Genomic DNA, 24,353 nt, shown 5'->3' with positions numbered 1-24,353 from the left:
AACGGGACTAGACGTGAACCCCGCTGAATTGAAGCCCGAGGGCGGCCGCGCCGACAATGCCAGCGTCATTCCCTGTCGCCGCCAGCAGAAGCTGGGGCGGCCGGCCGAAGGGTGCCCAGTAGAAACCATCCAGAAAGGGTGTGACACAATCGAGCAATTGGCTGCCGGCATGGGACAAGCCACCGCCGAGGATGACGGCATCGAGGTTCAACATGTTCGACATCATGCCAACCGCTTGCGCAATCCACCGCCCACCTTCCTGAACCACTTGCCGGGCGAGCGCATCTCCGCTCTCTGCACGGGTAAAGAGTTCCTTGGCGTTGGCGACATCCGCCTCCGGCGCCAACGCCTGGTAGCGCCGCACCAAGGATGCCGCGCTGGCCAGAAATTCGAACGTGCCGGGCACGTTGCTCGGCAGATCGGTGCGCGACGGATCGAGGCAGATGGCGCCTATTTCGGGCGGCAAGCCATACGGTCCGTCGATCACGACGCCGTCAATGACGACGGCGCCGCCGATCCCGGTGCCGAGGGTCAGCACGCAATAGCGCCGGAAGGCTCGGCCTGCACCAAAGTCGCGTTCGCCCATGGCGGCGCAAACGCCGTCATTGCCGACCTTCGTGGGAATGGCGAAGCGTTTCGAAAACGCCTCGGCCAGCGAGCCGCCCGCCAGCGGCGGGCAATTTGGCACTGGTTTGACGATGGCGCCTGTTTCAGGATGAGCGTAACCGGGAATGCCAACGCCGATGCCGGCGACCGGAATGCCATTCCCGAGGAGTGCTGCTACTCCATCACCCAGTTCATCGGCGAAGTCCGCAAAGCTCGCATCGGGCCGAAGCGCAATGACGCGACGCGCGGCTATCTCTCCCTGCTCGGAGACGAGGCCCAGTTTGGTCGAGGTGCCCCCGATATCGACGCCGATCGCGTAACGCATCCCCAGACCCTCAAGCCTTGTCACGAATCTTGACGTTGAGCTTCTTGCCAAGAGTAGGATAGATCATTCCGGGATCGGCGATGCCCTTTGCATCGGAGAGATGCAGCGCCATCCACTGGAACGGAAACAGTGCCCAGGTCGTATCCACCCATCCGTTCTTCGTCTTGGGAAAGGTAATTGCAAGGTCAAAGTCGGTTTTTTCTTCCGAAAGATTGACAATCACAACACGCGGGCCAAGGGGCGTCAGCCCTTCTGCCAGATTGGCGGCGACCGCGGCTTCCCGCGCGTCACGCGCAATGACCATCAGCAGGCTGCCGGCATTGGTGCCATAGGCATGGCCATGCAGCGCCTCCTCAATATCGAGGCCGGATGTCGGAATGCCGGTGATCTCGGCAATTTTCAGGGCACCCTCGATGGCGCTGCCGACATGGCCGAACTGGCCGATGACCTGAATATAATCTGGAACGCCGAGCTTCTGAACCAGGGCTCGCGCCGCTGCTTCCGACTGAGTGACCGCGGTATTGATGTCACCCTCCAGACCGGCGAGCTCGAGGGTTGAGCCGCCAAGCTGACCAGCGATGGCGAGCAAGGTCAGGACGCTGCCGGTATAGCCCTTCGTCTTCGGCCCCGCCTTCTCTTCGCCGATCGGCATCATGACGATCTCAGCGCCCGTCTGTTCCATCGGGCTGCCCGGATCCCCAATGACCGCGACCGTCGGCAGGCCGAGACCGACCGCCTGCCGCACCGCCTCCACCGTTGTGGTGCTGCGACCGGACTGGCTGACGGCAAGAACGAGTGCCGGACCGCCATCAGCCCGCGGCGGATAGCGCAGGAAGGCTTCGGGCTCCTTGAAACTCAGGGCCGCGCCGGTCGCCTCCTCGAGAGCCGGGCCTGCGGCGAGCAGCGCATTCATGGACGACCCGGTGCCGAGCAGGACGAGGCGCTCAGGCTTGCGTTGCAGTGCCCCGATCTCGGCCAGGCGAGGGGCGACAAGGCCCGGCAATTGCGCCAGGATGGCAGGCTGTTCTCGGATATAGGCGGCGATTTTCATGGGCAGGGTTCCCCGGCATCGTGTGTGGTCGATCGCATCTTAAATCCATTTAAGTGAATTAAAAAGAGGCCGCGAATGCGGAAGAGTGCGATGCTTCTGGGCACCAACATCGAGCACGCGAAGTCGCTGAACCGGCGCGTGGTCCTGGAGGCTGTCCGCCGCAGCGGGTCGATGACCCGGGCCGACCTTGCGCGGTTGACCGGCCTCACGGCCCAGGCGGTGTCGAATATTTCGCTCGAACTGGTTGAGGCGGGGCTTGTTCTGGAAGGGGCGCGGCGACGCGGCCAGCGCGGGCAGCCGGCCACCGAAATCTCCCTCAATCCGGAGGGAGGCTTTGCAGTTGGCCTCAGCCTTGGGCACCAGGCATTGAGCGGCGTGCTGGTCAATCTGGCCGGAACGGTTCTGGCGACGGAAAGCCACGATGTGGCCAAGCGTGTGCTGCCGCTGGATCGGCTGACGGATGAAATGGAAACCCTCGTCCAAGAGCTTCTGGCGCGTGCGGGCTTGGCGCGCGGCCAATTATGGGGCGTGGGCTGCGGACTGCCCGGGTTGGTCCGCGACGGCGTTTTGTCTGTCGAGACAAGCTCGACGGCGGAGCGCCTCCACTATCCCTTGGCCGAAACGCTCGGCCGGCGCCTCGACCTGCCGGTCTTCGCCGAGAACGACGCGCGCGCTGCCGCGATCGGTGAGCGGCTTTATGGAATAGGGCGCCAAGCGCAGCACTTCTTCTACATCCACTTCGGCTTCGGCATCGGCGGCGGGCCAATCATCGCGGGCGAGCAGTACAGGGGCGGTTCGGGGGGCGCCGGCGAAATCGGGCATATGATTGTCAAGCCTGGCGGCCGGCCCTGCAATTGCGGCAACCGCGGCTGCCTCGAGCAATACGTGTCTCTTTATGCGGCGGCCGAGGCGATCAGCGGGGCGGATCGGTCACCGGAGGATGTGCCGGTCCGGGAACTCGCGCAACGGATGGAACGGAAAGACCCTCTTCTGCTCGGCTGGATTCGTGACGCCGCACCCTATCTTCGGCTCGCAATCCATAACATCGAGATCATGTTTGACCCTGAAACCGTCGTGCTCGGCGGCAGTCTCCCCGAAACTGTGCGGAACGCTTTGATCGCGGAGACGGAGCCGCTTTTGCCCGCGGTCTATCCGGACTCCCGCCCTCGGCTGCCGCGCCTCGTGCGCGCTGAGGCGCAGGATATGCCGGCCCTTGGCGCCGCGGCACTGCCGATCTCGGCGATGCTCCAACCCAGTCGGGACCTCCTGTGGAAGGGGCGTGGTGCGGGCGGGCAGGCGCTCAATCTGGTGCAGACGGTTCTCGGCGCACCGCTCGGTGGGCAGGCCGGCAGCCTGTGAGGCTAGCTGCGCAATCTTTCTGACCACGCCACGGAAGATAGTTGACAATCCCTGCCTGGCCCGTTCAGGTTAATAAAACCAAATGGATTTAATAACGCCGAAAGGCCATTTCCGAACCGAGAGGATCGACCCATGACAAGACGTGCCTGGTTCGCTTGTACCTCAGTGGTGGCTTTGGCCTTGAGCGGGGCCCATGCGGCGTGGGCGGATACGACGCTGCACGCGCTTTTCATGGCACAAGCCGGCTATAGCGAAGGCCAGATCCGGGAAATGACGGCGGCCTACACCGCCATGCATCCGGGTGTGAAGGTGGACCTCGAATTCGTTCCCTATGAGTCCCTGCACGACAAGATCATGCTCTCTAAAGGGTCCTCGAACGGATATGACGTCGTGCTGTTCGACACGATTTGGCCCGCTGAATTCGCGACCAAACATGTACTGGCAGATGTGACCGACCGCATCACCTCCGACATGAAGAGCGGCATCCTTCCGGGCACCTGGACGACCGTCACCTACAAAGACCATTACTACGGCATGCCATGGGGACCCGACAGCAAGTACCTCTTTTACAACAAGGTCATGCTGCAGAAGGCTGGCATCGCCAATCCACCCAAGACGTGGGAAGAGGTCGAGAAGGATGCCGAAATCATCAAGCAGAAAGGCATCGTGGAATACCCGCTTGTCTGGAGTTGGAGCCAGAACGAAGCGATGATCTGCGATTATACCATTCTTCTTTCAGCCTTCGGCGGCAAGTTCATCAATGATGACGGGTCTCCCGCGTTCCAGACCGGCGGCGGCCTGAAGGCCCTCGAATACATGGTCGGCAGCCTGAAGAACGGCACCACCAACCCGCATTCAACGGAATATCTGGAAGAAGATACCCGCCGCGTCTTCTCGGCCGGCAAGGCTGCCTTTACCCTCAACTGGACCTATATGTGGGATATGGCCCAGAACCAGCCCAAGGAGAGCCAGGTCACGGGGCAGGTGGGGGTGGAAGTGGCGCCCGGCGCAGAGGGCATCAGCACGCTCTCCAGCGTCAACGGCGCGATGGGCCTCGGCATTCCGGAAGCAAGCCAACATAAGGACGAAGCCTGGAACTATATCGTCTATCTCACATCCGAAGCGGTCGAGGACAAATATTCGGCCCTCGCCATGCCGGCGTGGAAGGCATCCTATTCCAATGACGTGGTGGTCAAGGGGCGCCAGGAGCTGATGGCAGCCGTGAAGGCGGCGCTCGGGCAGATGTATCCGCGACCGACCGTGCCGAACTACCAGCAATTTTCGGCCGCGTTGCAGCAGAATATCCAACAGGCCCTGCTTGGAAAGGTGACACCGCAAGCCGCCCTCCAGGCCGCCGCAGACAGCATTTCCGGCGATTGATCAGCGAGGCTCGATGCTCAGGGGTCGCTCCTACCTCCTCTTGCTGCCCCTGTGCTTGGGTCTGCTCGCCGTTATCGGCTGGCCGCTTGTTCAGACCATCTGGATCAGCCTCACCAACGCCCAGCTTGGCGATGCCTCGGGAACCTTCCTGGGCCTCGGCAATTTTGCCCATGCCTTGCGATCCCGCGGGTTTCGCCACGCTCTGAGCGTGACGATCACCTTCAGCCTATCGACGGTGATCATCGAAATGCTGCTCGGTCTGCTGGTCGGGCTGCTGCTGGACCTGCCCTTGAAGGGGCGCGGCATTCTGCGGGCGCTCCTCCTCATACCCTGGGCCTTGCCGACCGTCATCAATGCCATGGCCTGGCGTGTGATCTACAATCCGGACTTTGGCGCCCTCAACGCGCTTTTGTCGCAGCTGCATGTCATTCACGCCTATCGCAGTTGGCTTGGCGAGCCCGGTCTCGCTTTGACCGCGATCGCGGCCGCCGATATCTGGAAGACCTTTCCCTTCGTCGCGCTTATCACGCTGGCGGGACTGCAGAACGTTCCGCGCGAGCTCAAGGAGGCCGCAATTATTGATGGGGCAGGGGCCTGGGCGCGCTTCCGCAGTGTCATCCTGCCCGCCATCATGGTGCCCCTTACCATCGCGGCGGTGTTGAGGGTGATCGATACGATCAAGGTCTTCGACATCATTTGGATCATGACGCGCGGCGGCCCCGCCAATGCCACGCGCTCGCTGAGCATCATGGTGTATCAGCAGGCCTTTTCTTACGGCAACGCCGGGTATGGAGCCGCAATTGCGTTGCTCTCCGTCGCCATCAGCGTCGTCCTGATCGGTGCCTATCTGCGCGTCGCGCGCCTTCAGCCCTCGATCGCCTGAGGAAAGCGGCGGTGCGCCTTTCACCTCTTGCCCGTCTGTTCGGCACCTTGGCTATGATCCTGGTTGCTCTGGTCGTGCTGGCTCCGCTGCTATGGCTCGTCATCATGAGCGTCAGCAGCACGCGGGACCTCACCACGCTGCCGCTTCATTGGATTCCGCACCACCTCGACTTCTCCCACTACCGTCGTCTGCTGACGGTGAGAGCCAACAGTGACGGAGCCGTTTTTCTCTCGGCACTGCGCAATACGGTTGAAGTGGCGGCTGGTGCCGTTACCATATGCTTCCTTCTGGCAGTTCCCGCGGCCTGGCTCATTTCGCGTCGCGAAGGGCGCCTGCAGTGGCTTCTTCTGATTGTAGTGGCAACTTACATGCTGCCGCCGCTGCTTTTCGTGGTGCCGCTCTACCACATCCTGTCGCAGATCAATCTTCTCAACAATCCTGGTGCACTGATGATCGCGGACAGCACGATCGTGCTGCCGTTCACGGCATGGCTGCTCAAGGGCGGGATTGACGCCATACCTGCCGAACTGGAGCAGGCCGCGGCCATCGATGGCGCGAACCTCTGGCGCATCTGGCTGTCCATCACTCTGCCGCTTGCCCGCCCCATGATCAGTACCACGATTCTGTTCGGTATTTTGATGGTCTGGGACGAATTCCTCTATGCCATGCTCTTCACGAGCGACCAGAATGCCCAGACGCTGACGGTCGTCATCGCCAATCTTGCGAGCGGCCGGGTTTCGGATTTCGGCCTGCTCGCCGCCGCAGGCATCCTGGCCGCGTTGCCGCCCGTCGTCATCGGGATCTTTCTGCAACGCTCTCTGGTCGCGGGTCTGACCGCAGGCGGCGTCAAAGGCTAGTCCTCAACCGAGCGCGGGGCAGCAGACCGCCCGCGCGGTCCTCTTTGGAGATCCTGCAATGAATGATGTCGACCCAAGCCAGACGATGACGGCGGGTTCCGCGGCGCCGCCGCCCGCCTACCTGCAGGCACTCGCCCCTCTCACTCCGGACGAGATCCGGGCGGTGGTTTCGATTGTCTCCGCCGATAGCGAGCTCGGCCCGGGCGCCCTGTTCGAGACGATCGAATTGCGGGAGCCAAGCCCGGCGGCCTTTCGCGCCCATGTTGCAGGCACACCTTTCCCGCGTCAGGCACGCTGCAATCTCTCTCACCGGGATCGCCCGGGTGTGTGGAGGACGGTGGTCTCCCTGGCTGAGAAGCAGATCGTCTCTCGCCAGCACTTTGCGACCGCGCGCCCGATGGTGCAGGTCGAGCAACTGCTGGATGTGGAGCGTGTCGTGAAGGCCGATCCGCGCTTCGTGGACGCTTGCCGCCGCCGTGGCATCATGGAGATGACTGGTGTCTGCGTTGATGCCTGGACAGGGGGCAATTTCGGCTACCCTGAGGAAACCGGCCGCCTGATAAGCCACACCTTCTCCTGGCTGCGTCTCCGCAAGGACGAGAATTTCTACGCCCATCCCATTGAGGGGCTTAATGTCGTCGTCGATATCAAGACCGGAGAGGTGCTGCGCATTGACGAGCATCCGAACCCGCCGCCGATCCCGATGGCCGAAATCAATTACGATTCGGAGCTTCTGGATGAGGTGCGCGGGCCGTTGAAGCCGCTCAATATTGTGCAGCCCGAGGGCGTGAGTTTCACCATGGCCGGCCATGCCATCGCCTGGGATAAATGGACCCTGGCAATCGGCTTCAACCCACGCGACGGCCTGATTCTGCATGACATCCGCTACGATGATCGGCCCATCCTTCGCCGCGCGGCGCTGGCGGAACTCGTCGTGCCATACGGCTCGCCCGAGCGGGGCCACTACCGTCAGAACATTTTCGATATCGGCGAATACGGGTTCGGCAAATTCACGAATTCGCTCAAGCTCGGCTGCGACTGCCTTGGCACCATCCAATATCTCGACGCCCATCTCAATACGTTGAGCGGCGATGTCTTCACCATCGAGAAGGCGGTTTGCATTCATGAGGAGGATGCAGGCGTTCTATGGAAGCACTGGGATTTCCGTGCTGACCGGACGGTGGTGCGGCGCGGGCGCAAGCTTGTCATCTCCTGCATCTGCACGGTGGGCAACTACGAATACGCCCAATATTGGTACTTCACCCAGGCTGGCGATATTGAGTTCGAGCTGAAGGCAACAGGTATCGTGAACACGAATGCCTGTGAGCCCGGCCGCCCGGGAAAATATGCCAGCGAGTTGGCCCCCGGCCTGAGCGCGCCCATCCACCAGCACATTTTCTGCGCTCGGCTGGATATGGCAGTGGATGGACACGAAAACAGCGTGGTGGAGGTCAATACGACGGCCGAGCCGGTCGGTCCCGGCAATCCTCACGGCAACGCGTTTTATGCCGAGGAGACCGTATTGAAAACAGAACGCGCCGCTGCGCGGCGTAACAACGCCGCATCGCACCGCTTCTGGAAGGTCGTCAACCCGGGCAAGCTCAATCATGTCGGCAGGCCCGTCGGCTATAAGCTGCATGCGCCGGATTGCGTGACGCCGTTCCTTGCCGAAGACGGGCCGTCCGGCATCCGCTCCTCTTTTACGCGCAACCATCTCTGGGTCACGCCGTTTGATGAGGATGAACGATACCCAGCAGGGGAATTCGTTCCAAATTCGGATGGGAAGGACAGCCTCGCCGAAATCGTCAAGCAGGACAGGCCGATCGAGAATACGGATATCGTGGTATGGCACAATTTCGGGCTGCATCACGTTGTGCGACCAGAGGATTTTCCGGTCCAACCTTGCATTTCCTGCGGCTTCACGCTGTCTCCATCGGGATTCTTTCCGATTAACCCGAGCAATGACCTGCCGCAGGAGATCAACCGGGACAGCGTTCTCGCCGAGGCCACATCGGACCAAGGCTGTTGTCACTAGGCGCTGTATCCGGTCACGGCTTAACGGTGGGAAATGCTCAGCACTGCAGGTGGTTTGAGTTTGCCCACCGGATTGTTCTACCACCCTAGGCGATGAGCCAAATCGACACTTGAGCGAGCGTGTTGCCGGGCCAGGTTCTTACCTTCGGCCTTGGCGGTCAGGCGGCCCATCGGCGACCGCTCGGTTCTACGTGAATTCCAGTTCCACGAAGGTATGGCCTCCTCATGAAGGTGGAAATGCCAAGCGGCAACCGGCGGCAGTTGGGGACAGTTGCCGGATAGGGACGCCCCAGGACATCCTCGACCCCCGTTTGTGGAACGTGTTCATGACCCCGCGCCGGCATTTTACACTCTCGTCCTACTCCAGTCAGAGAAGCAGAGATTGCGCAACGATCCGACACCCTTGCGCCTTCACCTGTCACTCTCACCGAGCTGCTGCCAGCCGTCGATTATCGCAACGAGCCGTTCGCCGTACTGAGCTGCAACAAAAGTTCTCCGCCAGTACGGTCGCACTGCATCTCGTTGCGATATGCAATTATGCCAGCTCTGTGTTTAACGCTATGCAATGATGGAGCGCGCGCCTTCTCTTTGGCGCCTGCTTCAAAATCATTGCAATACTTGTGTTACCTCATCCCTTGCGCAGCCGGATTCAAATATGGCGTTTTCTTGACTTTAAGTCGCGCGGGGCCTAGATATCAGAGCGCGATCCTAAGAGGTTACGCTAAGAAGATCCGGCGATCTATAAATCCACAGGTGAAGAAAACCTGATGGAAGCGGGACATATGGGAGAGGTCTCACACATTTGGGTCCTCGTCGTGTATTTTGTGGCCGTCCTTGCTCTTGTATCAGGGATGATCGGGGGATCTTTTCTTCTCGGTCAACGGCACATGGCGCGGTCCACAGTGCAACCGTTCGAAAGCGGGATGCTTCCGGTCGGGGATGCGGGGCTGCGCTTTCCCATCCAATTTTACCTTGTCGCGATGTTCTTTGTGATCTTCGATCTGGAGAGCGTCTTTATCTACACTTGGGCCGCCGCGACACGGCAGGCCGGGTGGAGCGGCTATGCCGCCGTGCTGTCGTTCATCATCATCTTGCTGGCTGCCCTGGTGTATCTGTGGCGTCTCGGCGCGCTCGACTGGGGGCCAAAGCCCCGCGCGCTGCCAGCACGTGATTCGTGGTGAAGGAGCATGGATTGGAGCCTCAGCAGACCTGACTCTCAGGCCAGCCTATCGCAGGGAAGTTTCACCGCTGCGGTCCGGCGCAATCTCGTGCTCGGGCGGCTGCAGGATCTCGTCGCCTGGGGCCAGAAGAATTCGCTCTGGCCATTCAACTTCGGACTCTCTTGCTGCTACGTTGAAATGGCAACCTCATTCACCAGTAAATTCGACATTGCGCGCTTCGGCTCTGAAGTGCTGCGGGCGACTCCGCGTGAGGCCGATGTCATCGTGATTTCCGGCACTGTGTTCGTCAAGATGGCTCCGGTTATCAAGTATCTTTACGATCAGATGCTGGAGCCGCGCTGGGTGATTTCCATGGGATCCTGCGCGAATTCAGGGGGCATGTACGATATCTATAGTGTCGTGCAAGGCGTTGATAGTTTTCTGCCAGTCGATGTTTATGTTCCCGGCTGCCCGCCACGCCCGGACGCGCTTCTGGAAGGTCTGATGCTGCTGCAAAAGGCGGTGGCGAGCGACCGCCGCCCCCTCAGTTGGCTGGTGGGGCCGCAAGGGGTTGAGCGGGCGCCACGGCCAAGCCTGCGCGACGTAAAACGTGAAAGCCGTGCCCGGGCCACGATTCTCGATCCTCCCGACCGAGTTTGAGGGGTGGTGTGCGATGCTGCGAACAGACACGCCGACCGCCACCGAAGCCCCGATCCTGCGGGAGCTCGCGGACCGTTTCCGATCTCGCGACCTCCACCCGCAACCGACGTGCGATGGAATCCCGACGGTCTGGGTCGAGCCGGAGCATCTCCTTGAAACACTGCACTATGTGAAGGCTGAGGCGAAGCGGCCTTATCGCATGCTGTACGATCTGACCGCCATTGATGAGCGCACACGGACGCGTCGTGATCGCCAACCAGCGGCCGATTTCACTGTGGTCTATCACCTTCTTTCTTTCGACCGAAATGAGGATCTGCGGGTCAAGGTGGCGCTAAGCGGGCTTTTGCCAACCCTCCCTAGCATCACTGGGCTATGGCCGAATGCCAACTGGTATGAACGTGAGGTTTGGGACATGTTCGGCGTGAGTTTCGCAGGGCATCCTCATCTCAAGCGCATCCTCACGCCGCCGAATTGGACCGCGCATCCTTTGCGCAAAGACCATTTCGCTCGCGCGACGGAAATGGGCGTCTATGACCTCTCCGAGGAAAAGGAATTCGCAGCGCAAGAAGCCTTGCGGTTCAACCCCGAGGAATGGGGCATGAGCCGCCACAGTGATACCAGCGACTTCATGTTTCTCAATCTGGGGCCGAACCACCCGAGCGTCCACGGCGTATTTCGCCTGGTCTTGCAGCTTGAAGGCGAGGAGATCGTGGGCGTTGTGCCTGAAATCGGATTTCATCACCGCGGCGCCGAGAAGATGGGCGAGCGCCAATCCTGGCACACTTTCATTCCTTATACCGACCGCATTGATTACCTCAGCGGGGTGATGAACAATTTTCCCTATGTCATGGCTGTCGAGAGCCTCGCTGGCATCGCGATCCCGCCGCGTGCTCAGATGATCCGCATCATGCTGGCCGAGTTGTTTCGGATCATCAGCCATTTGGTGTTCTTCGGCACCATGTCACAGGATGTCGGGCAGCTTTCGCCGGTTTTCTATATGTTCACGGACCGCGAGCGCGCCTTCGAGATTGTCGAGGCAATCTGTGGGTTTCGCATGCATCCGGCATGGTTCCGCATCGGCGGGGTGGCGGCCGATCTGCCGCAAGGCTGGGATCGCCTGATCCGCAATTTTTGCGACTACTTGCCGAAGCGGCTCGATGAATACGAGACCCTGGTGATGAAAAACCGGATCTTTAAGGCCCGGACGATCGGCGTTGGTGCCTATACGGTGGACGAAGCAATTGAGTGGGGTGTGACCGGCCCTGGCCTGCGCGCCTGTGGGCTCGACTGGGATTGGCGCAAGAGCCGTCCCTATTCGGGCTATGACCAACTCGAATTCGACGTGCCCACTTGCACCCATGGCGACTGCTATGATCGCGTCGCGGTGCATATCGCGGAAATGCGGCAAAGTCTGCGGATTCTCCGTCAATGCCTGACGGACATGCCCGGAGGACCGTATAAATCCGATCACCGGGCGACGACGCCGCCACGCAAGGAGCGAACGATGCAGGACATCGAGACGCTCATCAACCATTTCGTCAACGTCAGCTGGGGGCCCGTCATTCCACCCGGAGAAGTCTGCACCACAATCGAAGCGAGCAAGGGCATGACCTCGTACTATCTGATCAGCGATGGCGATACAATGTCCTACCGTACGCGTATCCGCACGCCGTCGTTCCCGCATCTGCAAATGATCCCGCTGATCAGCCGCGGTAGTTTTGTCGCCGACCTGATCGCCTTGATCGGCAGTATCGACTTCGTGATGGCCGATGTCGACCGTTGAAGACAGGCCCCGGCTGACGCCTGATGAGCGGTCGGCGATCGTAGCCCTCGCCCACGGCCATGCGCAAAAGCGGGCGGTGTGTATCGAGGCCCTGAAATATGTGCAGAGTCGTTACCGCTGGGTTTGCGATGAGCATTTGCGCGAGGTCGCGGCGCTGCTGGACATGCCGCGGTCTGAGCTTGATGGCGTTGCGACATTCTACAATCTGATCTTCCGGCGCAAAGTCGGCCAGCATGTCATCTTCCTGTGCGACAGCGTCTCCTGCTGGATCATGGGTCGGGAGGCATTGTGCGCGCATCTGGGCAGGAGACTTGGCATTTCTCCAGGCCAAACCACGGCGGATGGTGCCTATACATTGCTGCCGATTGTTTGCTTAGGGCATTGCGACCATGCCCCGGCCATGCTGCTCGACGACGCGTTGCATGGCGATCTCGATGCTGCCCGGCTTGATAAATTACTGGAGATCAGAGAGGGATGATGGAAACGCCACTCACCCAAAATATCCGCGACCGCCAGGCACCACCGGATATCACGGCCTATACGCAGTCCGGAGGATATCGTGCCGTACGCGCGACGTTGGGTAAAGTAGCGCCGCGAGACGTGATCAGCGCCGTCACTGAATCCAAGCTGCGCGGACGGGGAGGGGCCGGCTTTCCAACCGGCGTGAAATGGAGCCTTGTGCCCGACCCGGATGCAGTGCCGCCGCCACGCTATCTGGTGGTCAATGCCGATGAAATGGAGCCAGGCACATTCAAGGACAGGCTGTTGCTAGAAGGCGATCCGCATCAAATGATCGAGGCAGTGATCGTCGCTGCCTATGCGATTCAAGCCGATAGCGCCTTTATCTTTCTGCGAGGCGAATATCATCTGGCGGAGCGGCGTCTGCAGCAGGCTATCACCGAGGCGACCGCCCATGGCTATCTTGGAACGAATATCCTCGGCAGCGGCTATAATCTTTCGGTTCAGGTTCATACCAGCGGAGGCCGGTACATCTGCGGCGAAGAAACGGCGCTGCTGACGGCGCTGGAAGGAAAACGTGCGGTGCCGCGGGCGAAACCTCCCTTTCCGCAACTGAGCGGCCTGTGGGGGCGGCCAACGGTCGTCAACAATGTCGAGACGCTCTGCAATATCCCCCACATCATCAACAATGGGGCGGCCTGGTTCATGGATCTCGGCCGGGGCGGGGATGCCGGCACCAAGCTCTACGGGGCCAGCGGGCATGTGCGCAATCCGGGTGCCTGGGAATTGCCCATGGGCACTCCATTGCGGGAAATCCTCGAGGAACACGCGGGAGGGATGCAGCCGGGGTACGAGTTGCGCGCGGTGCTTCCAGGCGGCGCGTCGACATCGTTCCTCATGGCCGACACGCTCGACGTGCCGATGAATTTTGGCGCAGTGGAAAAACTTGGCAGTCGCCTGGGCACCGGAGCCGTGATCGTCATGGACCAACGGACCTGTCCAGTGGGGATGGTGCGAAATCTTGAGCACTTCTTCGCGCAGGAATCCTGTGGCTGGTGCACGCCGTGCCGCGATGGGTTGCCCTGGATCGAGCGGTTGCTCGCCGGTCTTGAGGATGGGGACGGCGAAAGCGACGATCTCGCGATCCTCGAAGAACATGTGGGCTTACTGGGCCCCGGACGCACGTTTTGCGCTCACGCGCCAGGCGCGATGGCTCCCCTTGCCAGCGGGCTGCGATATTTTCGCGCTGACTTCGAGCGCCATATCCACGACAAACGTTGCCCGTGGAGGTGAGCATGGCCACCATCCTTGTCGACGGCGCAGAATTCATGGTCAACGCCCAGGATAATCTGCTGCACGCATGTCTGGCGCATGGGCTCAATCTGCCATATTTTTGTTGGCATCCGGCTCTCGGCTCGGTCGGTGCTTGTCGGCAATGCGCGATTAAACAATTTGCCAATTCGGACGACAACACCGGGCGGATTGTCATGGCCTGCATGACGCCCGCCACCGATGGCACGCGGATCTCCATCGCCGACCCGGATGCTCTTGCCTTCCGCGCCAGCGTCATCGAGTGGATGATGACGAATCACCCGCATGATTGCCCGGTATGCGAGGAAGGCGGCGAGTGCCATCTGCAGGATATGACGGTGATGACGGGGCATAACTACCGGCGTTATCGCTTCACCAAACGCACCCATCGCAATCAATATCTCGGGCCGTTCATCAAGCATGAGATGAACCGTTGCATCGCCTGTTACCGCTGTGTGCGATTTTATCGGGACTACGCCGGGGGGCACGATCTCGATGTACAGGCGGCGCATAACGATGTGTATTTTGGCCGAGACGAGGAAGGCGTGCTGGAGAGCGAATTTAGCGGCAATCTTGTGGAGGTCTGCCCGACCGGCGTGTTCACGGACAAGACGCTATCCGCTGTCTATAATCGGAAGTGGGATCTGCGCAGCGTGCCCTCGGTTTGTGTCCATTGCGGGGTTGGCTGCAATACGCATGTAAGCGAGCATGGCGGAAAAGTTCGACGGATTCTGAACCGCTTCAATGGCGCGGTAAACGGGTATTTTCTGTGCGATCGTGGGCGGTTCGGCTATGGCTTTGCCAATGGCGAGAACCGGCCGCGCAAGGTTCTCATGCGAAGCGGCATGGAGCCTGTCACAAGAGCGGCAGTGCTCGAAACCATCGCGCGACAATGCGCTGCGGGCAAAAGACTCATCGGCATCGGTTCGCCCAGGGCGACGCTCGAGGCCAATTTTGCGCTGCGTATGCTGGTGGGGCCGGAGGCATTCTACGCCGGAGTGTCTGTGCCGGACGCGCAATGCCTTGATCTCATCGCAGGAACGCTCGTCGCCGGCGCCATCAAGACCCCCTCGCTGAGCGAGATTGAAACCGCGGATGCCGTTCTGGTGCTCGGCGAGGATGTGGCCAATACCGCGCCGCGGTTGGCCTTGGCCTTACGCCAGGCCGTGCGCACGCAGTGCCAGGGTATTGCAGCGCAGATAAAGGTCGCGTCCTGGCAGGATGCGGCGGTCCGCGAGGTGGCGCAGGATGTCCGCAGCCCGCTGTTCATCGCGACCCCGATGGCAACGCGGTTGGATGACGTGGCAGTCGAGACATTCCGTGCCGCGCCCGATGATATTGCACGGCTCGGCTTCGCAGTCCTGAACCAAATCGACGCCCGGGCCCCGGTGGTGGAGGGGCTTGACGAGGAAGCCCAAGGGTTTGCCGGGCGGATTGCCGCGGCGCTGATGGCAGCCGCGCATCCCTTAATCGTTTGCGGTTGCGAGCTCGGCAATGAAGCAACGCTGCGTGCGGCTTTCGCTCTCGCACAGATGCTCGGTGCGCGTGGACTCGGAATCGCGCTGGCGGTACCAGAATGCAACAGCCTGGGACTCGCGCTGATGCAGGGCGGAAGCGTCGCGGACGCCTTGGGTAAGGCAGATGGTGCGGTGGTGATCGCGCTGGAGAACGATCTTTGCCGGCGTGCGGCTCCCCCAGCAATCGATACCCTGTTTGACCGGGCAACGGTGGTCGCGCTCGACCACGTGATCACACCCACGACCATGCGTGCGGATATTGTACTACCCGCCGCCAATTTTGCCGAAGCCGAAGGCACTCTCGTCAGTGCAGAGGGGCGGGCGCAGCGGTTCTTCCCGGCCGTGACCCCGGAGGGTGAGATCCAGCCTAGCTGGGCATGGCTGCGCGACATCGCGCGGGCTTGCGGTCGCGGCCCGGCCCTAGATTGGGAGGGGTTCGACGATGTAACAAGCGCCCTGGCCACCACCTTGCCGGTGTTTGCGGGGGTGCCCGATGTGGCTCCGGGGCACGCCTTTCGTGTCGCGGGAAGTCGCATTCGCAGCGCACCGCATCGCTATAGCGGGCGCACGGCGCTGGATGCGGGACATAACGTGCATGAGCCGAAGCCGCCGGCCATGAATGACACGCCCTTCAGCGCCACGATGGAGGGTTACTATGGGCCGATGCCGGCGGCGCTCGTCCCGTTCTTCTGGGCCCCGGGCTGGAACTCCGGGCAGTCCTTGCACAAGTTTCAGGACGAGACCGGCGCCATGCGCGGTGGCGATCCCGGTGTGCGCCTCCTGGAGTGGTCGCCCGCCAGCGTGATGTCATTTTCGGACGGCTTTCCTGCCGCCTTTGTCCGTGCGCCCGGACGTTGGCTGGTGGTGCCGCATATGGAGAGTTTTGGCAGCGAGGAGCTAAGCGCCCTGGCGCCGGTAATCGCGGAACGTGCCCCGCCACTCGCGCTGTACTTGAATGAGGATGACGCGGAGAGTCTCGGCGTCGTCGAGGGCGATATGGTCGAGGCAGTGTTCTCCGGCGAAACGCATCGCCGGGCGGTTCGGCTGGCACCGGAACTGGCGCCCGGCATTGCGGGCATGAACGGCCCCGGCCTGGCAGGGTGGGCGGCACTCCGCCCCGTAGAGGGCACAGGAGGCGAGCGATGCACGTGATCCTGCCGGGACTGCTCAATGCGATTGGTATTTTGCTGGCTTTGGTTCTCGGAGCGGCGCTGCTGACCTGGATTGAGCGGCGTCTGCTCGGCTTTTGGCAGGACCGGCGGGGACCGAACCGGGTGGGGCCATTCGGCTCGCTTCAGGTTATTGCCGATCTGATCAAGATCCTATTCAAGCAGGACTGGGTTCCACCGTTCTCGGACCGCTTCGTGTTCGTATTGGCCCCCGCGGTGGTGATGGTCGCGGCTCTGATGGCCTTCGCGGTGATTCCCGTAACGCCGGTGATCGGCATCGCCGGGAATTTTAATGTTGGAATTCTATTCTTTCTCGCGATGGCGTCGCTTTCGGTTTACAGCGTCGTGCTCGCAGGGTGGGCCTCCAACAGCAAATACGCGCTACTGGGTGGCATGCGCGCCGCCGCGCAAATGGTCAGTTACGAAGTCTTTATGGGCCTCTCTCTCATCGGCGTTGTGATGCTCGCGGGGTCGTTCAGCATCGGCGCCATCGTGCATGCGCAGCAGGGGCTTTGGTATATCGTGCCGCAGTTCCTTGGCTTCATCGTCTTCATGATTGCCGGGATCGCCGAGACTCATCGCCTCCCCTTCGACCTACCGGAAGGCGAGAACGAACTCGGGGCGGGTTTTCACACAGAATATTCCGGCATGAAATTCGGGATGTTTTTTATCGGGGAATATGTCGGCATCCTGCTCACGGCCTCGATGATCACCGTCCTGTTCTTTGGCGGCTGGCAGGGGCCGTTCTTGCCGCCACTGGCGTGGTTCGTGCTCAAAGCAGGCTTTTTCGTAATGTTTTTCATTTTGTTGCGGGCCGCCTTGCCACGTCCACGTTACGATCAGCTGATGTCCTATGGCTGGAAGTTCATGCTGCCGCTGTCGTTGTTGAATGTCGCCGTTACCGGCGCGCTGATGCTGGCCAACGGGCCAACCGGATAGGATCTACAGGGAGGCGTTCGAGATGCTGAGTTCATTACGCACGCTCTGGTACACATTCCTCCATCTGTTTCATCGCAGCGAGACTGTGCAATATCCTGAACAAATGCCTTACCTGGCGCCACGCTACCGGGGCCGGATCATTCTCTCGCGCGACCCCGACGGGCAGGAGCGCTGTGTCTCCTGTTCGCTCTGCGCCGTTGCTTGCCCGGTCGATTGCATCAGCCTGCAAAAAACCGAGGAGGACGGACGATGGTATCCGGAATATTTCCGGATCAATTTCTCTCGCTGCATCTTCTGCGGATTTTGTGAGGAGGCTTGCCCGACCTACGCGATCCAGCTCACGCCCGATTTCGAGATGGGAGAATATGAACGAGAGAACTTGGTCTACGAAAAGGAGGATTTACTGATCGCCGGCACCGGAAAATATCCGGAATACAGTTTCTATCGCGTCTCGGGCTTGGCGATACCGGGCAAGGACAAAGGCGAGGCGGAACATGAGCGCCCGCCGGTCGATACGCACAGCCTATTGCCCTAGGCAGGAGGATCGCCGGATGAATGCCACATTCTATCTCGCCGCCGTCATTGCTCTGCTGTCCACCCTCTGTGTCATCTCACGGGCAAATGGCGTGCATGCTCTGTTGTATCTGATCGTCTCGCTTCTAGCCGTGGCGTTGGTATTTTACACGCTGGGGGCTGCCTTCGCGGCAGCTCTGGAGGTGATCATCTACGCCGGGGCGATCATGGTCTTGTTCGTGTTTGTCGTGATGATGATGAATCTCGGCAAAGCGACTGCGGCGCGGGAGGCGCGTTGGATGTCGCCAAGGCTCTGGGCGGGCCCTGGCGTTCTCTCCGGCATCCTGACGGTGCAGCTGGGCTATGTCTTGGCGACCGGCGCTGTCGGACCGGCGGCACTGGCTCCGGTTTCGCCGCGCGATATTGGAATCGCTTTGTTCGGCCCTTACGTGCTCTGTGTTGAACTGGCATCGATGCTGCTGCTTGCGGCTCTGGTAGGCGCGTACCGCATCGCCAATGCCGAGCTCGAGAGGCGATGAGGCGATGGCAAGCGTGCCCCTGCAACAAGCCATGATCCTTGCAATCCTGCTATTCGCGCTTGGCCTCGCGGGTGTGATCATGCGGCGGAATTTCGTGTTCATGTTGATGTCGATCGAGATCATGCTGAACGCGACTGGGCTCGCCTTCATCATCGCGGGGTCGCGCTGGGGGCAGGCCGACGGCCAAGTTATGTTTCTGTTCATCCTCACCCTGGCGGCGGCGGAGGTCGCCGTGGGTCTAGCCCTGATCATCCGGCTCCGCCATCGGCTAGATACGCTCGATTCCGACGCCGCCAATCTGTTGCAAGGATGATCCGATGGCGCAGACGATCTGGCTGATCCCCGCTCTCCCGTTGGTCGCCGCAGCCGTCCTGATGCTGACTGGCGGTCGTTTGGCGAGCCGCTCGGTTGCAGTCGTCGGGGTCGGTGCCGTCGGTCTGTCGGCCTGCATCGCCACGATCATCGCCATCGGTTTCATGCGCGCCGCACCTGCCGGTGATGCCTTGTCGGTCACGCTGTGGCACTGGATGACGATCGAGGGTTTCGCTCCCACGGCCGGCCTTTACCTCGACCCGCTTTCGCTTGTCATGATGCTGGTCGTCACCATCGTTGGGTTTTTCATCCTGCTATACGCTTCCGCCTTCATGGAAGGCGATGAGGGCTACAGCCGGTTCTTTGCCTACATGAACTTGTTCGTCGCGGCGATGCTGGTGCTGGTGCTCGCCGATGACCTGCTGTTTCTCTATGTCGGATGGGAAGGGGTGGGACTTTGCAGTTATCTGCTGATCGGCTTCTGGTATCGGGACGCCGCCAACGGCCTGGCGGCGCGCAAGGCCTTCATAGTCACGCGCGTCGGTGATACGGGGTTGATGGTCGGGCTGTTCCTGCTGTTTACCCAACTGCATACATTGCAGATTCAGCCGTTGATGCAGGCGGCCGCGCAGACCTGGCCGCAGGGCTCATCCTTCGCATCGTTGGCGGCATTGTTGCTGCTCATCGGCGCGTGTGGCAAATCCGCGCAGATCCCGCTGCAGACTTGGCTGCCTGACGCCATGGCCGGCCCGACGCCGGTGAGCGCGCTCATCCACGCCGCGACGATGGTGACCGCCGGGGTGTATCTGATCGCCCGCACGCATGTGCTATTCGCGCTTGCGCCGGCAGTGTTGCTGGCCGTCGCGGCTATTGGCGCTGCGACATTGCTCATCGCTGCCTTCGCCGCGCTCAATCAACACGACATCAAGCGGATCCTCGCGTATTCGACGATTAGCCAGATCGGCTACATGTTCCTCGCGCTGGGCGTTGGGGCGTGGAGCGCTGCGATCTTTCATTTCATGATCCATGCCTTCTTCAAGGCGCTGCTCTTCCTCAGTGCGGGCGCCATCACCATGCGTCTGCACCACGAGCATGACATTTTCCGCATGGGCGGCCTGGCAAATCGGTTGCCGGTGGCATTCTGGAGCTTCCTTATTGGCAGCGCCTCGCTCGCTGCATTGCCGATCATAACGGCAGGGTTCTACAGCAAGGAGATGATTCTCTCGGCTGTTTGGACGGGCGGAGGCCAAGTGCCCGTGCTATGGGCTGCCGGAGTGATCACCGCCTTCGTGACCGCGCTCTATATTTTCCGCGCTGTTTTCATTGTGTTTTTCGGCGAGGCGCATACTGAAGTCACCGGCCGCGACCTCGTACGGATCGTGCTGCCGCTTGTGGTTTTATCCGTCTTGGCGCTGGTTGGCGGATTTGTCGAAACGCCGGACCTGTTCGGCGGCGTCACGCTGTTTACGCGATTCCTGGCCAGTGTATTCCCGCCAACCCCACTGCCGAACGGTCAGGCAGAGGGGCTGCTGCTGGCCGTTGCGGTTCTCATCTCGCTTTCGGGCATTGTGTTGGCTTGGCGGCTGTACAGTCGGCCCGCGCCGCAGTTCCTGGCTTGGACGCGGCAGCCCGCCATCATCGCATGGCGCCACTTCTTCTTATCAGGCTGGGGGTTCGACTGGCTCTATGACCGGCTGTTCGTGCAACCTTTCCTGGCCCTGGTGCAGTTCAACCGGCTCGACGCGGTCGACAGCTTTTACACCGGTCTCGCCATACTGGCCCGTTGGCTGCACCGGCTTCTGCACGACTCCCAGACGGGGCGCATTCGCTGGTATGCCGGATGCTTGGCAGCCGGATCCATTGTCACCCTGGCCGTGGCGGTGCTTCGATGATCTGGCTCCTCCTCATCCCCGCTTTGGGCGGCATCGTCGCCTGGCCGGCCGCGCGTTGGCACAGCGCGCTGCCGCGCTGGATCGCCCTGGCCGCCCTGGCACTGGATCTGATCGTGCTCGGCGCCATTTGGCGCCACAGCGCAGTCCCGCTCACTGTCATTGGCCGCGGCCAATGGATCTCGTCGCTGAACATCCCATGGGTTCCGCATCTCGGGATTGGCTTCGAACTGGGATTGGACGGGCTGAGCCTGCTGCTGGTGCTGCTCACCCTCATCCTCGGCTTTATCTCGGTGATCATCTCCTGGACCGAGGTCGATACTCGGATCGGATTCTTTCACTTCAACCTGCTTTGGACCGTGGCAGGCAGTCTCGGCGTATTCATGGCGCTCGATTTGTTTCTGTTCTTCTTCGCCTGGGAACTCATGCTCGTGCCGATGTATTTTCTCATCGCCATCTGGGGGCACGAGACGCGAATCTATGCGGCGATCAAATTCTTCCTCTTCACCCAGGGCAGCGGCTTGTTGATGCTGCTGGCGATTTTAGCTTTGGTTTTCGCGCATCAGAGCGCCACCGGGATATTCACCTTCGACTATTTCCGGCTGCTCGGCACGCCGATGCGCCCGACAATTGAATTCTACATCATGCTGGGATTTTTCATCGCCTTTACCGTGAAAATGGCGATAGTTCCGTTTCACACTTGGCTGCCCGACGCGCATACCCAGGCCCCCACGGCCGGCAGTGTGATCCTGGCCGGCATATTGCTCAAGACCGGAGCCTACGGGCTGCTGCGCTTTGCCGTACCGCTTTTCCCCCTCGCCGCGCAGGCGTTCACACCGGTGGCCATGCTGCTCGGTGTCATCAGCATTTTCTACGGCGCTCTACTGGCCTTCGGGCAGAATGATCTGAAGCGCCTCATCGCCTATAGCAGTATCAGCCATCTCGGCTTTGTCCTGCTGGGGATTTACGCCTGGAATCAACTCGCTTTGCAGGGCGCGGTGATGCAAATGCTGGCGCATGGCGTCAGCACAGGCGCATTGTTCATCATCGCAGGCGCCTTGCAGGAGCGGCTTCACACGCGCGATCTGCGGCAGTTGGGCGGCCTCTGGGCAAGCCTGCCGCAGCTCTCGGCGCTCTGCATGTTCTTCGCCATCGCTTCCCTCGGCCTGCCCGGCCTGGGCAATTTCGTCGGCGAATTCCTGATTCTCCTGGGCACCTTCCAACGTCATCAGGGCTTCGCCATCGCCGGCACGCTCGGCGTGATCACTGCCGCCGCCTACGCGCTGCTGCTCGTGCAGCGTGCGTTTCACGGCCCACCGCGGGGCGTCGTTACGGCACATGACCTGCGGGCCCGCCATCTTGCGGTCATGGCGGTTCTTACTGTCGGCATCATCTGGCTCGGCATCTATCCCCAGCCGGTTTTCGACGTCGCCGCGACCGCACTCGTGAACCTGCAGACCGCCGTGCCGGGAGGAGGAGCGCGATGAGCCCCGAACTGCGCGCCACCTTGCCGTTCCTGGTCCTCACCCTGGCCACCGTGGCGGTGATGCTGCTCATCGCCTGGCGGCGCGATCACCGCCTGACGGCGATCGTCGCCGCGGGCGGTCTGATCGCGGCTCTCCTGTCTATCATCCCGGCGGCGTCGCCTGTACCCGTCGCAGTGACGCCGCTTTTTCTTGTCGATGGCGTGAGCCTGTACTTTCTCGCCTTGGTCTGTGCAGCAGCGCTGGCCGTTCTGGTCTTGTCCTATACCTATCTCGCCGCGCTGCAGGACGGCCCTTGCGAGGAATATTACCTGCTGCTTCTGCTGGCGACACTGGGAGCCGCCGCGGTGTTAGCGAGCGCGCATTTTGGCTCGTTCTTCCTGGGGCTGGAAACGCTCAGCATCGCGTTGATCGGTCTCATCGCCTATCCGCGCGGGCGAGAGCGGGCGCTTGAGGCGGGGGTGAAATATCTCGTCCTTGCCGGGATCTCCTCGGCATTCCTGCTGTTCGGCATGGCACTGATCTATCTCGATCTTGGCACCATGTCCTTCGCAGCGCTCGGACCGCTTTGGAACTCCGCCCCAGGGCCGGCGGCGCTTTACGCCTATGCAGGATTTGCCCTGCTGCTGACCGGTGTCGGATTCAAGCTTTCCCTGGTGCCCTTCCATATGTGGGCGCCGGATATTTATGAGGGCGCGCCTGTGCCGGTGTCCGCGTTCATCGCGGTCATTTCTAAAATCGCCGTCTTCGGACTGCTGCTGCGCTATTTCGTGCTGACCGGCGGCTACCAGTCTCCGTCGCTACTTCGGGTCATCGCTCTCGTCGCCATTCTCTCGATGCTGGCGGGCAATCTGCTCGCCCTGCTGCAGACCAATGTGAAGCGCATCCTCGCCTATGCCTCGATCGCGCATTTCGGCTACGTGCTGGTGGCGTTGCTGGCCGGCCGCGCCATCGGCCTGGAAGCGGTGAGCTACTATCTGGCTGCCTATGCCGCCGCCACCATAGGTGCCTTCGCCATCGTCACTCTGCTCTCTCAGCCCGGCCAAGGCGCGGATGCTGACAGGCTGGAGGCTTATCGCGGCCTGATGTGGTCGCACCCCTGGCTGGCCGGGGCCTTCACCCTGCTCCTGCTCTCACTCGCGGGCTTGCCGCCGACGATGGGCTTTATCGCCGAGATTTATGTCATCGCCGCCGGTGTCGGAATGGGCCTGGTGTTGCCGCTGCTCGCATTGGTTATCGGCAGCGTCATCGGGCTGTACTATTATCTTCGCATCGTCGTTGTCCTGCTTTCGTCTGCGCCAGATATGACCGCCACCGCCTTCGGCGGTCGCCGTCTGTCCCTTACCGGCGGGGCGACGCTCGCTGTGCTGGTCGCCTTGGTCATCGGGCTCGGCGTCTACCCGGTCCCACTGATCACGGCCGTCACCCAGAGCAACGAGAAGCTTGCGGCATACGGAGCAGGCCTACGACCCCTCGGCCTCGCGCCGCCTCATGGTTTGGCGGCAGCGAACCTACCCGGCAGACCGCCATGAGACATCGAAACAGCGGGCGGAAGCCGGCTCCCCGGGCTTATCGACTGATAGGCTCTTTGTCCCACTCCCCTGCAGGGCACAACAGGACCGATGCACGTACCCTGCATAAACCCTAGGAGATTGACCAATGGAAACCCGGGTTTTCTCAATCCTGAGACAGAAAGGCGATGATGTCGTTACAGCTGTCCCTGATCAGAGCATCGCCTCCTTCGCGGCGCTGCTCTATGCGTACCACATCGGTGCGACACCGGTTGTGGACACGGAAAAGCACCCGATCGGCATTATTTCCGAACGGGACGTGATTCGTGGCCTCATCGAACACGGTGCAGCGGCATTGAGCATGCCCGTGAGCGCATTGATGACCAAACTCGTCTCCACCTGCACGCAGAATGACAAAATTGGCGACGTTCTGGCACTCATCTCCAAGCATCGCACCCGCCATATTCCGGTGGTCGGGGAAGATGGAAAACTCGAAGGCATCATCTCGATCGGTGACGTCGTGAAGCAGTTGCTGGAGGAGGCACAGGGAGAAGTCTCGACACTGCGAAGCTACATCACCACGTGACCGGACGGCTCTGTCAGACCTCGCGG

At 61.1% G+C, this 24,353-nt stretch carries 20 protein-coding genes and 1 pseudogene; 19 read left to right on the top strand and 2 right to left on the bottom strand.

The window, feature by feature from the left end:
• Nucleotides 1-7: 7 nt before the first annotated feature.
• On the bottom strand, nt 8-931 hold the full coding sequence (locus tag VL752_RS11680) for an ROK family protein (protein ID WP_325355352.1): 924 nt from the start codon (nt 929-931) through the stop codon (nt 8-10).
• A 10-nt stretch (nt 932-941) separates the two neighbouring features.
• Entirely contained in the window at nt 942-1,982 is a 1,041-nt protein-coding gene (locus VL752_RS11675; RefSeq protein WP_325355350.1) for an SIS domain-containing protein, read from the bottom strand.
• A 75-nt stretch (nt 1,983-2,057) separates the two neighbouring features.
• On the opposite strand from VL752_RS11675, the gene VL752_RS11670 reads away from it, so the two are divergent.
• The 19 genes and pseudogenes from VL752_RS11670 (at nt 2,058) to VL752_RS11580 (ending at nt 24,327) form a co-directional block, all read left to right on the top strand.
• A complete protein-coding gene (locus VL752_RS11670) occupies nt 2,058-3,341 on the top strand; it encodes an ROK family transcriptional regulator (protein ID WP_325355348.1) in 1,284 nt (427 codons plus the stop codon).
• Nucleotides 3,342-3,473: 132 nt separating this feature from the next.
• A complete protein-coding gene (locus VL752_RS11665; protein ID WP_325355346.1) occupies nt 3,474-4,721 on the top strand; it encodes an extracellular solute-binding protein in 1,248 nt (415 codons plus the stop codon).
• 13 nt (nt 4,722-4,734) lie between these two features.
• Nucleotides 4,735-5,604 (top strand): carbohydrate ABC transporter permease, encoded by an 870-nt coding sequence (locus VL752_RS11660; protein WP_325355344.1) that lies wholly within the window; start codon nt 4,735-4,737, stop codon nt 5,602-5,604.
• An 11-nt stretch (nt 5,605-5,615) separates the two neighbouring features.
• A complete protein-coding gene (locus tag VL752_RS11655) occupies nt 5,616-6,461 on the top strand; it encodes a carbohydrate ABC transporter permease (RefSeq protein ID WP_325355342.1) in 846 nt (281 codons plus the stop codon).
• A 58-nt stretch (nt 6,462-6,519) separates the two neighbouring features.
• Nucleotides 6,520-8,496, top strand: a complete 1,977-nt coding sequence (locus VL752_RS11650; RefSeq protein WP_325355340.1) for a primary-amine oxidase — start codon at nt 6,520-6,522, stop codon at nt 8,494-8,496.
• Nucleotides 8,497-9,262: 766 nt separating this feature from the next.
• Nucleotides 9,263-9,676, top strand: a complete 414-nt coding sequence (locus VL752_RS11645) for an NADH-quinone oxidoreductase subunit A (RefSeq protein ID WP_325355338.1) — start codon at nt 9,263-9,265, stop codon at nt 9,674-9,676.
• Between the two features lie 6 nt (nt 9,677-9,682).
• Nucleotides 9,683-10,315, top strand: a complete 633-nt coding sequence (locus tag VL752_RS11640; RefSeq protein WP_325355336.1) for a NuoB/complex I 20 kDa subunit family protein — start codon at nt 9,683-9,685, stop codon at nt 10,313-10,315.
• Nucleotides 10,316-10,328: 13 nt separating this feature from the next.
• Nucleotides 10,329-12,098 carry an NADH-quinone oxidoreductase subunit C/D gene (nuoC, locus tag VL752_RS11635; protein ID WP_408863109.1) on the top strand — a complete coding sequence of 590 codons (1,770 nt, stop codon included), beginning with the start codon at nt 10,329-10,331 and terminating at the stop codon, nt 12,096-12,098.
• Entirely contained in the window at nt 12,085-12,576 is a 492-nt protein-coding gene (gene nuoE / locus VL752_RS11630) for an NADH-quinone oxidoreductase subunit NuoE (protein WP_325355332.1), read from the top strand. Before nuoC ends, nuoE begins: the two co-directional genes overlap by 14 nt.
• On the top strand, nt 12,573-13,850 hold the full coding sequence (nuoF, locus tag VL752_RS11625) for an NADH-quinone oxidoreductase subunit NuoF (protein ID WP_325355330.1): 1,278 nt from the start codon (nt 12,573-12,575) through the stop codon (nt 13,848-13,850). The genes nuoE and nuoF overlap by 4 nt, the downstream gene beginning before the upstream one ends.
• Nucleotides 13,851-13,852: 2 nt before the next feature.
• Nucleotides 13,853-16,537: an NADH-quinone oxidoreductase subunit NuoG gene (gene nuoG / locus VL752_RS11620; RefSeq protein WP_325355328.1), complete on the top strand. Its 2,685-nt coding sequence runs from the start codon at nt 13,853-13,855 to the stop codon at nt 16,535-16,537.
• The gene (nuoH, locus tag VL752_RS11615) at nt 16,528-17,493 is read left to right on the top strand and encodes an NADH-quinone oxidoreductase subunit NuoH (protein ID WP_325355326.1); all 966 of its coding nucleotides are present in this window, start codon (nt 16,528-16,530) and stop codon (nt 17,491-17,493) included. The genes nuoG and nuoH overlap by 10 nt, the downstream gene beginning before the upstream one ends.
• A 22-nt stretch (nt 17,494-17,515) precedes the next feature.
• Complete coding sequence (gene nuoI / locus VL752_RS11610; protein WP_325355325.1) at nt 17,516-18,028, top strand: NADH-quinone oxidoreductase subunit NuoI; 513 nt, start codon at nt 17,516-17,518, stop codon at nt 18,026-18,028.
• 16 nt (nt 18,029-18,044) lie between these two features.
• Nucleotides 18,045-18,545 (top strand): NADH-quinone oxidoreductase subunit J, encoded by a 501-nt coding sequence (nuoJ, locus tag VL752_RS11605; RefSeq protein ID WP_325355323.1) that lies wholly within the window; start codon nt 18,045-18,047, stop codon nt 18,543-18,545.
• A 4-nt stretch (nt 18,546-18,549) separates the two neighbouring features.
• Complete coding sequence (gene nuoK / locus VL752_RS11600; RefSeq protein ID WP_325355321.1) at nt 18,550-18,858, top strand: NADH-quinone oxidoreductase subunit NuoK; 309 nt, start codon at nt 18,550-18,552, stop codon at nt 18,856-18,858.
• Nucleotides 18,859-18,862: 4 nt separating this feature from the next.
• Nucleotides 18,863-20,749: an NADH-quinone oxidoreductase subunit L gene (gene nuoL, locus VL752_RS11595; protein ID WP_325355319.1), complete on the top strand. Its 1,887-nt coding sequence runs from the start codon at nt 18,863-18,865 to the stop codon at nt 20,747-20,749.
• Nucleotides 20,746-22,233, top strand: coding sequence for an NADH-quinone oxidoreductase subunit M (gene nuoM / locus VL752_RS11590; protein WP_325355317.1), 1,488 nt, complete (start codon nt 20,746-20,748; stop codon nt 22,231-22,233). Before nuoL ends, nuoM begins: the two co-directional genes overlap by 4 nt.
• A pseudogene (locus VL752_RS11585) lies at nt 22,230-23,654 on the top strand (NADH-quinone oxidoreductase subunit N); the annotation flags it as partial. The gene nuoM and the pseudogene VL752_RS11585, both read left to right, overlap by 4 nt.
• A 235-nt stretch (nt 23,655-23,889) precedes the next feature.
• Nucleotides 23,890-24,327: a CBS domain-containing protein gene (locus VL752_RS11580; RefSeq protein ID WP_325355315.1), complete on the top strand. Its 438-nt coding sequence runs from the start codon at nt 23,890-23,892 to the stop codon at nt 24,325-24,327.
• Nucleotides 24,328-24,353: the final 26 nt, after the last annotated feature.

The sequence above is a fragment of the Acidisoma sp. genome (assembly GCF_035492295.1).
Lineage (GTDB): Bacteria > Pseudomonadota > Alphaproteobacteria > Acetobacterales > Acetobacteraceae > Acidisoma.
The sequence above is the reverse complement of the archived record's forward strand: the minus strand, read 5'-3'. Positions and strand labels throughout refer to the sequence as shown.

What these genes read in the sequence shown, in the direction of transcription:
- nuoH (WP_325355326.1), top strand. Translation starts at nt 16,528, where the DNA reads ATGCACGTGATCCTGCCGGGACTGCTCAATGCGATTGGTATTTTGCTG.
- nuoF (WP_325355330.1), top strand. Translation starts at nt 12,573, where the DNA reads ATGATGGAAACGCCACTCACCCAAAATATCCGCGACCGCCAGGCACCA.
- nuoM (WP_325355317.1), top strand. Translation starts at nt 20,746, where the DNA reads ATGATCTGGCTCCTCCTCATCCCCGCTTTGGGCGGCATCGTCGCCTGG.
- VL752_RS11665 (WP_325355346.1), top strand. Translation starts at nt 3,474, where the DNA reads ATGACAAGACGTGCCTGGTTCGCTTGTACCTCAGTGGTGGCTTTGGCC.
- nuoJ (WP_325355323.1), top strand. Translation starts at nt 18,045, where the DNA reads ATGAATGCCACATTCTATCTCGCCGCCGTCATTGCTCTGCTGTCCACC.
- nuoE (WP_325355332.1), top strand. Translation starts at nt 12,085, where the DNA reads ATGTCGACCGTTGAAGACAGGCCCCGGCTGACGCCTGATGAGCGGTCG.
- nuoK (WP_325355321.1), top strand. Translation starts at nt 18,550, where the DNA reads ATGGCAAGCGTGCCCCTGCAACAAGCCATGATCCTTGCAATCCTGCTA.
- nuoC (WP_408863109.1), top strand. Translation starts at nt 10,329, where the DNA reads ATGCTGCGAACAGACACGCCGACCGCCACCGAAGCCCCGATCCTGCGG.
- nuoI (WP_325355325.1), top strand. Translation starts at nt 17,516, where the DNA reads ATGCTGAGTTCATTACGCACGCTCTGGTACACATTCCTCCATCTGTTT.
- nuoL (WP_325355319.1), top strand. Translation starts at nt 18,863, where the DNA reads ATGGCGCAGACGATCTGGCTGATCCCCGCTCTCCCGTTGGTCGCCGCA.
- VL752_RS11650 (WP_325355340.1), top strand. Translation starts at nt 6,520, where the DNA reads ATGAATGATGTCGACCCAAGCCAGACGATGACGGCGGGTTCCGCGGCG.
- VL752_RS11645 (WP_325355338.1), top strand. Translation starts at nt 9,263, where the DNA reads ATGGAAGCGGGACATATGGGAGAGGTCTCACACATTTGGGTCCTCGTC.
- VL752_RS11680 (WP_325355352.1), bottom strand. Translation starts at nt 931, where the DNA reads ATGCGTTACGCGATCGGCGTCGATATCGGGGGCACCTCGACCAAACTG.
- VL752_RS11670 (WP_325355348.1), top strand. Translation starts at nt 2,058, where the DNA reads ATGCGGAAGAGTGCGATGCTTCTGGGCACCAACATCGAGCACGCGAAG.
- VL752_RS11660 (WP_325355344.1), top strand. Translation starts at nt 4,735, where the DNA reads ATGCTCAGGGGTCGCTCCTACCTCCTCTTGCTGCCCCTGTGCTTGGGT.
- nuoG (WP_325355328.1), top strand. Translation starts at nt 13,853, where the DNA reads ATGGCCACCATCCTTGTCGACGGCGCAGAATTCATGGTCAACGCCCAG.
- VL752_RS11675 (WP_325355350.1), bottom strand. Translation starts at nt 1,982, where the DNA reads ATGAAAATCGCCGCCTATATCCGAGAACAGCCTGCCATCCTGGCGCAA.
- VL752_RS11640 (WP_325355336.1), top strand. Translation starts at nt 9,683, where the DNA reads ATGGATTGGAGCCTCAGCAGACCTGACTCTCAGGCCAGCCTATCGCAG.
- VL752_RS11580 (WP_325355315.1), top strand. Translation starts at nt 23,890, where the DNA reads ATGGAAACCCGGGTTTTCTCAATCCTGAGACAGAAAGGCGATGATGTC.